The sequence below is a fragment of the Salinicoccus siamensis genome, from assembly GCF_055391965.1.
In genome coordinates, this window is the sequence record NZ_AP043765.1 from 1,906,805 (window position 1) to 1,920,560 (window position 13,756).

A 13,756-nucleotide genomic window follows, 5' to 3' on the forward strand; every position below is an offset into this window, starting at 1 on the left:
GACTATTTTACAAAATAAAAATAGAAATGGCAAACATTTGTTCGGTTCTGGCTAATCGTCTTCTTCTTTATCGACTTGGTAAACTTCCACTAGCATGTACCCTAAGACTATCGACAGCGAGTCAATGAATATCACCCATTCAGAATGATAGAAACCACGATAGATGGAGACTCCGAAGATTATGAAGGTCAGGAATACTGCGACGAACTTGTTGCGTGTCAATCTTGAAAAAATCACCACTGTAAGAGCCGGGACCACCATTCCCATCATGTACCAGTAAAGGGACATTCATCAGAGCTCCTTTTCCATTATGGCTTCAGTAATATCCATTAGTTCCGTTTTCGGTATGAACCTCTCCCGCAACATATCCGGAAGTATGTTCTCAAGGAAGTCGGTTACACATTCCAGATGGGAATATTTTCTGATGGTCAGTAGGGACATTTCGTAGATTTCAAAAAATAGAGGCTCGGGATTACGTTTTTGTATTTCACCGAAGGATTCATATAACAAGTCGATCTTATCCGCTACGGCCAATATCTCACCTTCCACAGTACCATCCTTGCCCTCTTTGAAACGCCTTAAATAGGTTTCCTGATACTCGACTGGAAATTCTTCCATCACAAACCGCTTAGTCATGCTCTCTTCAACTTCTTTGAACAGCACATTGAGTTCATCAGAGGCATATTTGACAGGTGTTTTGATATCACCTGTGAATATTTCCGGATAATCATGGTTCAACGCCTTCTCATAAAGGCTTTTCCAGTCAATACTCGTTCCATTATGTTCTTCTACAGTGCCTAGGTACTGGGCGATTTTAGTCACTTTAAAAGAATGGGCTGCCACATTATGGTCCTGGTATTTAAATTTCCCGGGACACCTCACGAGTTTTTCCAGATCATTTAGACTTTTAAAATATTGGTGGACTCCCATAATTATTCCTCCTTGACGTAGTTGATGTAATCTTGAAGCAGTTTACGCTCGACCTCCCCGACATATGCTCTGATTATTTCTCCTTCAGAATCCACAAAAAATGTCGTAGGCATCAGATGGATATTGAAGGTCTGGAGGGCAGAATCTTCATCCGAAAACTCATAGACTGGGTAGGAGACTTTGAATTCTTCCAGGAACTTATTTCTATTGGATGCCTTATCGTCTACATTTATTCCGATGATGCCAACGGCTTGGTCCTTATGCGCCTGATGGAATTCATTCAATTCAGGTGTCTCGCGACGGCATGGGTCACACCATGAGGCAAAAAAGTTGATGACAGTCACTTCATTATCTTTTATGATCGCCTTCATTTTTTTCCCATCATTCCGTACACCCTCCATTTTCTCATCGATGATGTTCATGCCAACTGCATGATGGTTGTCCTTACCTTCCGACTCCTGGAGTGTTTTTAAAGATTGTTCTTTCAAGCCCTCTTCCGACATGTTGATGACAGCAGTGACGCCTGCCCCGACTGTCAAAAAGAATAAGCCCAATATGATTATGATGACGATGTTTTTAAGTTTCATATTTCAACAAACCTTATTATTTATTTAGATTAGTTTAACATAACTTATAGAGACTTACATTTAATAGAGCATGCTGAAGTGCATGAAAAAAGGCCAGGACCGAGTCCTGACCTAACATTATATTGATTAATATCTGAAGTATCCATCGATTGAACCGTGCACATAACTCACAGCACGCTGTCCTACACCTTCAGATGGATTCAATGCGTCGACCATTTGGCCATTGCCGATGTAGATACCGACGTGTGAACCACCATTGAAGAATACAAGATCTCCCGGTTGAGGGTTGGACACTTGTGTACCTGCTGCCATTTGACCTGCGGCAGTTCTTGGAAGGTTAACGCCCTTAAATGCTTTCATGAACTGTTGGGAAAGGGCTGAACAATCTACTGCTGTAGAAGTATTTGCACCGTATACATAGCTCTTGCCTGCTGCTACCGAGTGTGCAACAGAGGCTGCATTGCCACCCACATTTGATACTTGCTGGCTTTGAGCTTGTTCAGCTTCCTGCTTTTGTGCTTTTGCTTGTTCAGCTTCCCTTTGCTCAATTCTTTGCTGACGTTCTGCCTCAGCTTGTTCCGCTGCACGATCATTGTTCTGTTGTGCCGCTGGTGCAGAAGGCTGCTCTAATGTCGTTTGTTCTGCTTCAGCCTGCTCTGCCGCTGCTGCCTGTTCTGCTCCAGCCTGCTCTGCCGCACGCTGTTCCGCTGCTGCCTGATTCGCCTCAGTCTGCTCAACTGCAGAAGATGTTTGATTTTCAACGGTTTCTTCTACAGCAGGTGCTGTCTCGACAACTTCAGTCTGTTCTTCTACAGCAGGTGCAGCTTCAACGACTTCAGTTTGTTCTTGTACAGCAGGTGCAGCATTACCGGAGACGATCAATGTTTTACCTGCAAAGATAAGATCGGAAGATAGGTTATTCCATTCCATAATCTGTTGGTAGTCGACATTGAATTTCTGTCCTATTTTAAAGAGGGTATCGCCTGGTTGGATGACGTATGTGCCATCACCAGCCGTCTCATCTTTTTTAACTTCTTCTTTCTCATCAAGGCTCAGCTGCTCGCCTTCAATAATAAGGTCGCTAGAGAGTCCATTTACTTCTTTAAGCGCAGAAACTGTTGTTCCGTGTTCAGTTGCAAGGCCCCAAAGCGTATCTCCACTCTCTACCGTGTAATCTGCTGCAGATATATTGCTGGATGCGACACCTGTGAGTGCAGTGACTGTTGCGACTGATAATAGCGTCTTTTTCATAAGTAAATAAATCCTCCTATTTTTTAAATCTATATGTACGTGTTTATGTTTATATCTATCCCACTCAGGGTAGATTTAGATTGTGGCTTAATCTTGAAAAGTTTCTTGGTGACTACGTTGCACACTATAGCACAGAATATCAGCCATTTGTGCCTTTGTAATACACTTGTAATGTAAAAGAAATCACTGAAATACAACATAATATAATGTTAAGCAGTAAAAGCGCCTGACTGGCATATGCCAGTCAGGCGCTTTTACTCATAGTTCTATGTTTTGGGTTTTTAAGGCAATATCACTGCACGTCACCTTCTATGCGATGATCGAACAGCCTACTCACCTGTTTGGCTGGACAACCATTTTACAATGGCATCCATTTCCTCTTCATCTGAAATGAGGCCAGCAGGCATGCCGTCGCCACCTTCTTCAATCTGTGTACGTATCTCGTCTTCCGACAGCTTACTGCCGACATCTGTAAGTGCTGGACCGGATGCGCCTTCAAGATTTTCACCGTGACAGCTCATACAGTTATTTTGCTCATATGCTTGCTTGGCAAGTTCTGTATCTCCGGAATCTGCACTGCTTTCCTCTGCACTACTTTCTTCCTCAGTACTTGCTTCACCAGTCGATTCTTCTGTGGATTCCTCATCTCCAGACCCTCCACAGGCGCCGAGAACGAGAACCAATGCAAAACTCATAAGTAACCAGATCTTTTTCATTACACTGTCTCCTTTACATATGATATAGACTATATAGGTCTCTTACCCTCTACAAGAGTGAGATAAACATTAATTGAATATTTAAAAACGCCCATACTGTAGGGTATGGACGCCGGAACTTAATTTTCATCCATCGTCATGCGCAGGTAGGCATTGATGAAGGGACCGATATCCCCATCCATCACCTTTTCGGTATTGCCCACCTCCATGTTTGTGCGGTGATCCTTTACCATGGAATATGGGTGGAATACATAGGAGCGGATCTGACTACCCCAGCCTATTTCCTTCTGTTCTCCTTTGATGGCATCCATCTCCGCGCGGCGCTCCTCAAGTTCTTTTTGGTAAAGTTTGGACTTGAGCATATTCATCGCCTGTTCCCGGTTTTTGATCTGGGACCGTTCATTTTGACAGGTCACGACGATTCCGGTTGGGTGGTGCGTGATTCTGACAGCTGAATCGGATGTATTGACATGCTGTCCCCCGGCCCCGCTGGAACGGTACGTATCCACATTGATGTCATCTGGTTTAACTTCAATCTCAATATCCTTATTGTCGAATTGTGGTGTGACTTCACAGGAAACAAAAGAGGTGTGCCTCCTTCCGGATGAATCAAATGGGGATATCCGCACTAGCCTATGAACCCCTTTTTCAGCTTTTAGCAGCCCATAGCTGTTCAACCCTCTGATGAGTAGTGCCACACTTTTCACGCCAGCTTCGTCCCCTGACTGATAATCGAGCGTCTTGACTTTGAAGCCCTGTTGGTCGGCATACCGCTGATACATCCTAAGCAACATCTCGGCCCAATCCTGGGACTCGGTGCCTCCTGCGCCGGGATGCAGCTCGAGAATCGCATCCAGTTCATCATGTTCATTGTTCAGAAGCATGTTAAACTCAAATTTATCGATTTTGGCGCGTACTTGATCAACATTTTCTTCAAGCACCTGATACATTTCCTCATCATCTTCTTCTTTGAGCAGCTCGTGGGATACTTCCATATCCTCAACGGCTTCCTCGATGGCATGGAACTCATCTACAACTTTCTTCAAATTGTTGTTATTATCTATGACTTCCTGAGCCTTTTCCTGATTATCCCAAAAACCCGGGTCGGTCATCTGCTCTTCATACTCTTTTATCTGCGTTTCTTTTTCCTCTAAGTCAAAGAGACCCCCTAAAGTCATCTAATTTACCGTGCATCTCCGTAATGAAGTTCCTGATTTCATGTATTTCCATAATTACCCTTCTTTCTCTTATTTGCCGTGACAATTCTTATATTTTTTTCCTGATCCACAAGGACAAGGGTCATTCCGACCCACCCTCATCTCTTTCTTTACTGGGCCTTTTTTCGCTTTTTCCTTACTGTCCCCTGCATGCATTTCATTTTTTGCAATGACTTGTTCACGCTTGATCTCCTCATCAGATTTGACTTCCGTCTTCATGACATATCGTGCTGTATCGTCCTCTATCGCGACAAGCATGTCTTCAAACATCTGCAAGCCTTCATTCTGATATTCCCTAAGAGGATTGATCTGCCCATATGAGCGCAGATGGATGCCCGTCCTCAACTGGTCCATACTATCTATATGCTCAACCCATTTCTGGTCGATTGTACGCAACATCATCATACGCTCGAATAGCCGCATCTTTTCTGAGCCGAGCTTCGCTTCCTTCGCTGCGAGATCCGCCTGTACTTTTTCCAGGATAAGGGCTGTGATTTCTTCATTTTCACGCCCACGTATTTCATCAACAGTAATCTCTTCTTCCCACAGATACATATCGGCGACAGTCTGGACAAACTGCTGATAATCTATAAGCTCTTCGTCTTCCAGAATATAATAGTCTACGGTACGTTCGACGGATGATTCAATCATCCCCATCAACTGGGCGCGCACATCTTCTTCATCTATCACTTCATTACGTTCTTCATAGATGATTTCCCTCTGACGGCGCAGTACATCGTCATACTCAAGCAACTTCTTACGTGCATCGAAGTTGTTGCCTTCTACACGTTTCTGCGCCGATTCGACTGCCCTGGAAATCATTTTGGAAGTCAATTCCTCTTCGGCCATACCCAGTCGCTGCATGGTATTCTGCATCCGTTCAGACCCGAACCGCTTCATCAAATCGTCTTCTAGGGATAAGTAGAATGTGCTGACTCCAACGTCCCCCTGACGGCCTGCACGGCCACGCAACTGGTCGTCGATGCGACGGGATTCATGCCGCTCTGTCCCTATAACGGCGAGTCCACCCAGTTCAGTCACACCTTCACCGAGTTTGATGTCCGTACCACGTCCGGCCATGTTCGTGGCGATTGTTACAGCGCCTTTTTTACCTGCATTGGCGATTATTTCAGCTTCCCGCCCGTGGTTCTTCGCATTAAGTACGTTGTGCCTGACTCCTTTTTTGCGGAGCATCTCCGAGAGGTACTCACTTGTCTCGACAGCGACCGTACCTATCAGGACCGGCTGCCCTAATCGGTAGCGTTCAACCACTTCTTCTATCACATTCTTGAATTTGAATTCCTTGGTCGAATATATCTTATCGGTGCGGTCAATCCTGGCAAGTGGTTTGTTGGTCGGGATGACCGTTACTTTCATGTTGTATATATTGAGGAATTCCTCTTCTTCCGTTTTGGCTGTACCGGTCATGCCTGAGAGCTTGTTGAACTGTCTGAAAAAGTTCTGGAAAGTGATCGATGCCATCGTTTTTGATTCATTTTGGATATCGACACCTTCCTTGGCTTCGATGGCTTGGTGCAGCCCATCGGAAAATCTGCGTCCCTTCATCTTTCTTCCTGTAAACTGATCGACTATGACGATCTTTTCGTCTTCGACCACATAATCGATATCGTTTTGCATTGAGAAGTGGGCCTTCAATGCCTGATTGATATGGTGCAGAAGGTTAACATGTTTGACATCGTACAGGTTGTCGACTTTAAACCATTTCTCGGCTTTTTCCATACCTTCATCATTCAATTGGATGTTTTTCGATTTCACATCATATGTGAAATCTTCATCTTCCTTCAACATCTTAACGAAAGCATTGGCCCTGATATATTGTGTATTCGACTGGTCAGCTTTACCGGAGATGATCAGTGGTGTACGCGCTTCATCGATTAAAATGGAGTCGACTTCATCGATGATCGCATAATTCAGTGTGCGTAGGACACGGTCTTTCTTATATGTCACCATATTATCCCTTAAATAGTCGAAGCCAAGTTCATTGTTTGTCGTATATGTTATATCGGCATTGAAAGCTTCCCTTTTTTCTTCACTGTTTTTGGCATTCATGTTCAATCCTACACTCAGCCCGAGGAAATTGTAGAGGACGGACATTTCTTCCATCTGGGTGGCGGAAAGATATTCGTTGACAGTGATTACATGAACCCCTTTTCCGGTCAGTGCATTCAGATATACGGGCATCGTTGCTGTGAGTGTTTTACCTTCCCCGGTCTTCATTTCAGCGATATCGCCTTTATGAAGCGTCACGCCCCCCATAATCTGTACTGGATACGGCTCAAGGCCAAGCGTCCGCTTTGAAGCTTCCCTGACTGTTGCAAATGCTTCAGGAAGAATTTCATCAAGCATCTTGTCTTCTTTATCATCTTCAACTTCGGAAAGCCTTGCTTTGAATTCATCCGTCTTCGCCTGCAGTTGGCTATCCGACAATCTGGCGAATTCTTCTTTATACGCCTCGACTTTCTCTGCGATCTTCTGGAGAGAACGCAACTCCCGTTTATTGCCGTCAAAGACTTTGTCCAAAATACCCATGGATTTCTCTCCTCACTAATTTCACTCTATATTCATTCAATAATAATAGCACTAAATGGGCTAAAAATAAAATGAAGGAATCAAAAAGGATCCCTGGCCGACTATAGCCGGGGGATCCTTTTCAACAGGTCTCAAAAAAACATGGAACCACTCTTTAATTGGTTTCGATAAGACCATATTTACCGTCTCTGCGTTTATAGACAATGCTTGTACCATCAGTTTCCCTATCGTTGAAGATGAAGAAATCATGGCCGAGCATATTCATCTGCAACACTGCCTCTTCAGAATCCATCGGTTTAAGCTGGAATTGCTTTGAACGTACTATTTCAGATGTCTCTTCCGCCTCTTCATCACCGTTATCTGCCGCTTCAAGTGTTGCCAGGAAATCCTGCTCCGGATTCTTCTCCCTGAACTTACGGTTGATTTTGGTCTTATGTTTCCTGATTTGCCTTTCCAGCTTGTCGATGATCAGGTCGACGGCTGCATACAGGTCATCATGGCTCTCTTCCGCCCGCAGAGTCAGGTCTTTCATAGGAATTGTGATTTCAACTTTAGCCTTCTTGTTATTATAGGTCTTGATGTTGACATGAGCGTGTGTATTGGGAGCATTGGTGAAGTAACGTTCCAGTTTGCCCACTTTTTCCTCTATGTGGCTTCTGATGGCGTCGGTTACTTCAATGTTCTCTCCTCGAATTTCACATCTTATCATGATGAAACCCCTCCTTGAGTACGTTATTCTTACTACTTTCATTATATCAGAATGTTCATGCTTTGGAAAACGTTAGCACATCAACTGAGGATGGGGAAATGGTGTAGAGTTTCTCGAGTGCATGATGCACTGTCATGCCGGTCGTATATACATCATCGACCAGCAGAAGGCGTCGGTCGCGGAATTCACTCCCGTTCAAGACACTGAAAGGGTTCTCCCCATTGACCCTCAACACCTTACTCAGTTCCGATTGTCTCGCTCTATCGGTGGTGGCAAGCGCTTCTTTATAGACTATCCGCTTCTGCTCAAGCACTGCTGCCGTCTGATTGTATCCGCGTTCTCCAAACCGATTTTCAGACAACGGGATGGGGATGACGGCATCGTACCCCTGCAGATCTATATCCAGCAGCTCCGCGAGAACTTCTGACAGTGCGTAATCGCCCATGAATTTATATCTATGGAACAGCATTTTAACCGTTTGATTGTATTCCAAGAGGCAAGTAATCTTGGCGGGTGGCGTGAAACGCCGCTTCAGAAAGTCACAATCCATGCATTTATGCCAATCTTCTTCCATCAGGCGGTGGCAGAAGTCACAGCGCAGACCGGTACGCCATTCTGTCAGCAGTTCCCGGCAAACGAGGCATAGAGGGCTGGGTTTCTTGAAAAGGGTGATTATATCAGGCTCCTCCTGGATGTTTGAATGACAGTATAGGCAGATCATATCTTGATGCTTCCTGCATTGAAGGATTTGAGCATCTTCTGTGCAGCCGTGATGGAAGAGGTCCTATAGGCAGCCATGAAGCAAATATTACCGATTGGATCGGTCCGTTTCCTTCCAACCCTGCCGCACATCTGCACAAGGCTCTCTTTACTGAATCTTTCTGCATGGATGATGATTATATCCAGCCGATCGAACGTCACGCCACGTTCCAATATGGTGGTCGTAAAGAGAATATCAGTCTCCCCCGCCCGCATACGGGCCACTTTACCGTCGCGGTCAGGATCAGCACTATACACTGTCTCGATTGTTGGGAATTCGCGCTGCATCAGCTGATGCATCTTCTTCATCAATGCAATGTCCGGGAAGAACACCATCACTTTCCTCCCGGCATTCAAGACACCTTCCAGTTCTTTTATGCAGACGGCGGGCACCCTGTTCCTGTAGACACCCTTTCCAACGTCGATATACCGAATATTCGGTATGGCGAGCTTATAGCCATGATAGCGTTCCGGTAGAATCACCACGTTTTCTTTACCGACCCGCCTGATCAGTTTTCGTGACGGGGTCGCAGACATATAAATGATCGATGCCCCCTCCCTGCACGCCCGGCTGATCGATTGCATGAGCAGCGGATCTTCCGGCAAGGGGAAAGCGTCAGTCTCGTCGACGATGACAAAATCAAAATGATCGATATAGTTATAGAGCTGATGGATGGTACATACGACGAAATGATGACCGCGCACCTGTTTGACGCCATCATACATGAGGCTGATGGCACTGCCCGAAAAGGCCCGCTCCAACCGGATGTATACTTCTTTTACCACATCGATTCTCGGGGAGACAAAGGCAACATTCATCCCATTCTGCCTTGCCCGTGAAACAGCCGCAAACGTCATCTCAGTCTTGCCCGCACCAGTCACTGCATATAAAAGCAGATGGTGACGCCCCTCCAAGGCCCCGATGATCCTGGCTGAAGCATATACCTGCTGTTCCGTCAGTTCAAAATCCAAAATGTACCCGGCACTGTCGCAACGGTCTACGGATGTGCTGCAGTATAATGGTGTCATTGTGTCTGCACGCCCTAGATTCACGCATTTCAAGCAGTAGGATACCTCTTTTTCGTGCAGAGGCGATCGATATGTGTAAAAATGCTCACGTCGCCCATTGCCACAGCGATGACACTTTGGAATGGTGATGTCGACACCTTCATTTTTAAAGAGTATTGTACCTGTCCGCTCCAATATCATTTATCCACTCCCTTTCCCATTAAAAAAAGACGCAGTAAACAAACTGCGCCTTCTCACTAATATTCTGTATCCACCTCAAAAGTGGTATAACCCAAGCCCAACGCACCCTCACCAAGGTGCGTCGCAATGACAGGGCCAAAATAACTCAATCTAAACGTAACATCCGGATACTCCGACTGGAGCTTCTCCATCCAACGCCTACCCTCTTCTTCTGCGTTGCTGTGGATGACCACAGCAGTCACCGGTTTACCTTTATGCTTTTCCATTTCCTTCGCAAAGAGTTCTTCTACGCGTTTTAAAGCCTTCTTTTTAGTTCGTATCTTTTCGAAGGGTACGATCTTCGCATCTTGGAATTCCAGTATCGGCTTGACCTGCAGCAGGCTGCCTAACATTGCTTGGGCGTTCGATAGGCGCCCTCCCTTCTGAAGGTTCGTCAATGTGTCTACTACGAAATAAGCATTCGTATGCTTTTTCCGCTTCATGTCCTCCAGCCGATCCATCAAACCATCCAAGGGCATGTCGTCCTTATGCTGAGCCGCATAAAGAGCCATGAAGCCCTGCACATAGCAGGCAATCTCTGTGTCGACGGCATGGACTTTGATTCCATCGACACTCTCTCCGGCTGCCATGGCGTTCTGATAGGTTCCGCTTATCTCACTCGACAGATGCACACTGATGACGTCTGTATATCCCTCGCTCCTCAAAGCTTCAAGGAGCAGGATGTAGTCGCCTATCGACGGCTGACTGGTGCCAGGCAGGTCGGCCATCTCGTTCATCTTTTCAAAGAATGCGTCTGCATCTATATCTTCATCTTCCCTATAGGCTGTATCTCCAATGACTACATTAAGAGGGATGGTACGGATATCATACTTCTTTTTTAGCCCTTCGGGCAGATAGGACGTAGAGTCCACAACCACCGCTATTTTCATACTCGCCCCTCCAATTACCGATTCACACTTGATAACAGTTTACTACATTCCAATCGCTTTCGTCCATGTGTTAATATATTTTTAAGAGGTGAAATGGATGGAACAAGAATATATGAACAGAACCGATGAATCTGTTGAAACCGTCATCAATAAATCACGCTTCATCACATACATTGCACGCACCGATACAGAAGAAGCAGCAAAGGCATTCATCGCTTCAATCAAGGCAGAGCATAGGGATGCGACCCATAACTGCAGCGCATACATCATTACAAAGAGTGCAATGGTCCAAAAGGCGGATGATGATGGTGAACCTTCAGGCACAGCAGGCGTCCCCATACTGGAAGTGTTGAAAAGAGAAGCTCTTTATAATGTCACGGTGGTAGTCACCCGCTACTTCGGCGGGATAAAGTTAGGGGCTGGCGGACTGATACGTGCGTACTCCGGAGCTGCAGCCAAAGCAGTTGAGGCAGCAGGCAAAGTGATCGAAATCGATGTAGTGCCATGCAGAGTGACCATGGATTATACCTATACCAGTAGGTTCGAGCACACAATTGCTGATACGGATATTGAAATCAAGGACATTTCATATACCGATAAGGTTGCATACCTACTCCACGTGAAAATTGATGATATGGAGTTTTTCCGCACCCGTCTCAAAGAAATCACAAAAGACACTTCCAACCTGGAAGAGATGGATATCATCCAAACTGAAAGTGCCGTCAGCTGATTATGGCAGTATGCGGTGGAAAATCTTTCTGGCAAAGTTAAGGACCGGCTTCCAGTCACTGTCCACCAGATTGATCGCCTCAACGATTATCTCGGTTGTGAGGATCAAAAGCAGCGACATGATGATGGCACCAGGTATCGTAGAAAAATAGAGGATGATGCTTGCACCGGAATAGAGGAGCGCGATGAAATAGATCAACACTACACTTTCAGCATGCGAATACCCAAGATTCTGCAGCCGGTGGTGGATGTGGCTACGGTCTGCTTTGACCAGGGAGACATTACTGCGATACCTTCTTAACGCAGCGAAGAACATGTCGATGAAAGGAACTGCGAGAATGATGATCGGGAAGAACAGTGAAATGAGGGTGATGTTCTTAAAGCCCATCAACGATACCACGCTGATTATGAAACCAAGCAGCATCGCCCCGTTATCACCAAGAAATATCTTTGCTGGATGGAAATTGTAGACCAGAAACCCGATACACGCTCCGATAAGGATTGCGCAGATCATCATAACAAAAATATTGCCCTGGAGAATCGTGATGAACGCGATACTTGAAAGGGCGATTACGGAGACTCCTGTAGCAAGCCCATCCAACCCATCTATCAGATTGATCGCATTCAGGATGCCGACTATCCAGATGATGGTTATCGGAATGGAGAATATACCGAATTCGATTTCGATGCCAAATGGAGTCACACTGTCGATCACCACATCATAAAATACCGGGACCAGACTTGCTGCAATCTGCCCTACTAGCTTAAGGCCAGGTTTAAGATCATATTTATCATCAATGATGCCTACAATCACGATGACGATTCCGCCGAATATGATTGCCTTGTATTCAGCTTCTATCGGACGTGAGATGATGACACCAATAATGAACGATATCAAAATCACCACACCCCCAAGGTATGGAATTGGGGTCCGGTGGACTTTTCTGTTGTTTGGATAGTCGACAAAACCAAATTTACGACTAACCCATATGAAGAGCGGTGTCAGAATCAATGAAATAAGAAACGAAACCGTCAATAAAAATAGAGTATACATTCCATCACCATCACTAGTTATCTCCAACCCACTATATCATACTAACCTTCAATTATGTATCGGTCATCAATCTTACTACATATATAATTTTAATTACACTCAAATTCATTGTATAATTATCTTAATCAAGAAAAAGGAGATCTAATATGAATAGAAGAACAGGCGGGATGCATCCCGTCCTCAAAATATTACTTACTCTGCTCATAATCTCAGTCATCGTATTGATCGGTATTTTCGCTTATGTATATCTGCAGTTGAAAGGTGCTGCAAATGACATGTATGATGATGAGTTCACATCAGAAACCTCAGACCTCAGGGAGACGGATGTAAGCTTCAAAGACGGCGACCCCATCTCCGTCGTCCTCTTCGGAACCGATGATGATGAGTCGCGGAATGCAAGTGGCATGGGCCAACGTTCCGACACCATCATGGTGGTGACGCTCAACCCGAACACTGATGAAGGCCGCATGCTCAGCATACCGAGGGACACACGTACAGAGATTGTAGGCCGCGACACAGTGGAGAAGATCAACCACGCCTATGCCTACGGTGGCCCTGAGATGGCTTCCCGTACAGTGGAAAACTTCCTCGATATGCCGATAGACCATTTCCTCTCGATAAATATGGATGGGTTCACCACCATAGTCGATGAACTTGGTGGCATCACGGTTACAAGCGAAGACACCTTCGAACAATCCGGCTACCAGTTTACAGCTGGCGAAACCTATGAGATGGACGGGGATATGGCTCTCGCCTTTTCCAGAAGCCGTAAATCCGAAGGTGCGGGCGGCGACTCGGGGAGACAGAAGAGACAACAGCAGGTAGTTGAAAGCATCGGCCAGGAAATGCTTAGCCTTAAAACAGTAGCAAACTTCGGTTCAATCCTGGATGTCATGGGTGAGAATGTCCGTACTAATATCCCGTTCAAGGAAATGAATGCTCTTCGTTCCAACTATCAGAAGGCTGCGCAAAATATAGAACGTCTGACTCTTGAAGGGACGGATCAGAGGCTGGACGATGGTCTATGGTATTTTATTCCTGACGATTCTTCATTTAATTCGACTAGAAATGAATTACGTGAAAATCTAGATCTGGAATAGTTAAGATTTAGGAGGG

The 13,756-nt window shown here is 45.4% G+C and carries 15 protein-coding genes; 3 read left to right on the forward strand and 12 right to left on the reverse strand.

The window, feature by feature from the left end:
- Positions 1-51: 51 nt before the first annotated feature.
- The 9 genes from ACZ5LF_RS09760 to ACZ5LF_RS09800 all read right to left on the reverse strand — a co-directional run bounded on the left by ACZ5LF_RS09760 (position 52) and on the right by ACZ5LF_RS09800 (position 8,405).
- A complete protein-coding gene (locus ACZ5LF_RS09760) occupies positions 52-288 on the reverse strand; it encodes a DUF2198 family protein (RefSeq protein ID WP_380569997.1) in 237 nt (78 codons plus the stop codon).
- A 3-nt stretch (positions 289-291) separates the two neighbouring features.
- Positions 292-930 carry a YfbR-like 5'-deoxynucleotidase gene (locus ACZ5LF_RS09765; protein ID WP_380569998.1) on the reverse strand — a complete coding sequence of 213 codons (639 nt, stop codon included), beginning with the start codon at positions 928-930 and terminating at the stop codon, positions 292-294.
- A 2-nt stretch (positions 931-932) separates the two neighbouring features.
- Positions 933-1,517, reverse strand: a complete 585-nt coding sequence (locus tag ACZ5LF_RS09770; RefSeq protein ID WP_380569999.1) for a TlpA disulfide reductase family protein — start codon at positions 1,515-1,517, stop codon at positions 933-935.
- 126 nt (positions 1,518-1,643) lie between these two features.
- Entirely contained in the window at positions 1,644-2,768 is a 1,125-nt protein-coding gene (locus ACZ5LF_RS09775) for a LysM peptidoglycan-binding domain-containing protein (RefSeq protein ID WP_380570000.1), read from the reverse strand.
- A gap of 329 nt (positions 2,769-3,097) precedes the next feature.
- Positions 3,098-3,484 (reverse strand): c-type cytochrome, encoded by a 387-nt coding sequence (locus ACZ5LF_RS09780; RefSeq protein WP_380570001.1) that lies wholly within the window; start codon positions 3,482-3,484, stop codon positions 3,098-3,100.
- Positions 3,485-3,603: 119 nt separating this feature from the next.
- Positions 3,604-4,714 (reverse strand): peptide chain release factor 2 gene (prfB, locus tag ACZ5LF_RS09785; protein WP_380570002.1). Its coding sequence is split into 2 segments (ribosomal slippage): positions 3,604-4,641 and positions 4,643-4,714, totalling 1,110 coding nucleotides; the frame shifts between segments, so codons are not numbered across the junction.
- A 17-nt stretch (positions 4,715-4,731) separates the two neighbouring features.
- On the reverse strand, positions 4,732-7,251 hold the full coding sequence (gene secA / locus ACZ5LF_RS09790; protein ID WP_380570003.1) for a preprotein translocase subunit SecA: 2,520 nt from the start codon (positions 7,249-7,251) through the stop codon (positions 4,732-4,734).
- 154 nt (positions 7,252-7,405) lie between these two features.
- Entirely contained in the window at positions 7,406-7,960 is a 555-nt protein-coding gene (hpf, locus tag ACZ5LF_RS09795) for a ribosome hibernation-promoting factor, HPF/YfiA family (RefSeq protein ID WP_380570004.1), read from the reverse strand.
- 55 nt (positions 7,961-8,015) lie between these two features.
- Complete coding sequence (locus tag ACZ5LF_RS09800) at positions 8,016-8,405, reverse strand: ComF family protein (RefSeq protein ID WP_380570005.1); 390 nt, start codon at positions 8,403-8,405, stop codon at positions 8,016-8,018.
- A 12-nt stretch (positions 8,406-8,417) separates the two neighbouring features.
- Here ACZ5LF_RS09800 and ACZ5LF_RS09805 point away from each other — a divergent pair, with 12 nt between their 5' ends.
- A complete protein-coding gene (locus tag ACZ5LF_RS09805) occupies positions 8,418-8,606 on the forward strand; it encodes a hypothetical protein (RefSeq protein WP_380570006.1) in 189 nt (62 codons plus the stop codon).
- Between the two features lie 71 nt (positions 8,607-8,677).
- On the opposite strand, the gene ACZ5LF_RS09810 is transcribed toward ACZ5LF_RS09805, so the two are convergent.
- Together ACZ5LF_RS09810 and ACZ5LF_RS09815 are read right to left on the reverse strand one after the other, a co-directional pair.
- Positions 8,678-9,748: a DEAD/DEAH box helicase family protein gene (locus ACZ5LF_RS09810; RefSeq protein WP_380570007.1), complete on the reverse strand. Its 1,071-nt coding sequence runs from the start codon at positions 9,746-9,748 to the stop codon at positions 8,678-8,680.
- 236 nt (positions 9,749-9,984) lie between these two features.
- Positions 9,985-10,857, reverse strand: a complete 873-nt coding sequence (locus ACZ5LF_RS09815) for a DegV family protein (RefSeq protein WP_380570008.1) — start codon at positions 10,855-10,857, stop codon at positions 9,985-9,987.
- Between the two features lie 97 nt (positions 10,858-10,954).
- On the opposite strand from ACZ5LF_RS09815, the gene ACZ5LF_RS09820 reads away from it, so the two are divergent.
- Complete coding sequence (locus ACZ5LF_RS09820) at positions 10,955-11,587, forward strand: YigZ family protein (protein ID WP_380570009.1); 633 nt, start codon at positions 10,955-10,957, stop codon at positions 11,585-11,587.
- Here ACZ5LF_RS09820 and ACZ5LF_RS09825 read toward each other — a convergent pair whose 3' ends face one another.
- Complete coding sequence (locus ACZ5LF_RS09825; protein ID WP_380570010.1) at positions 11,588-12,640, reverse strand: glycosyltransferase family 4 protein; 1,053 nt, start codon at positions 12,638-12,640, stop codon at positions 11,588-11,590.
- A gap of 146 nt (positions 12,641-12,786) precedes the next feature.
- Here ACZ5LF_RS09825 and ACZ5LF_RS09830 point away from each other — a divergent pair, with 146 nt between their 5' ends.
- Positions 12,787-13,740 carry an LCP family glycopolymer transferase gene (locus tag ACZ5LF_RS09830; protein WP_380570011.1) on the forward strand — a complete coding sequence of 318 codons (954 nt, stop codon included), beginning with the start codon at positions 12,787-12,789 and terminating at the stop codon, positions 13,738-13,740.
- Positions 13,741-13,756: the final 16 nt, after the last annotated feature.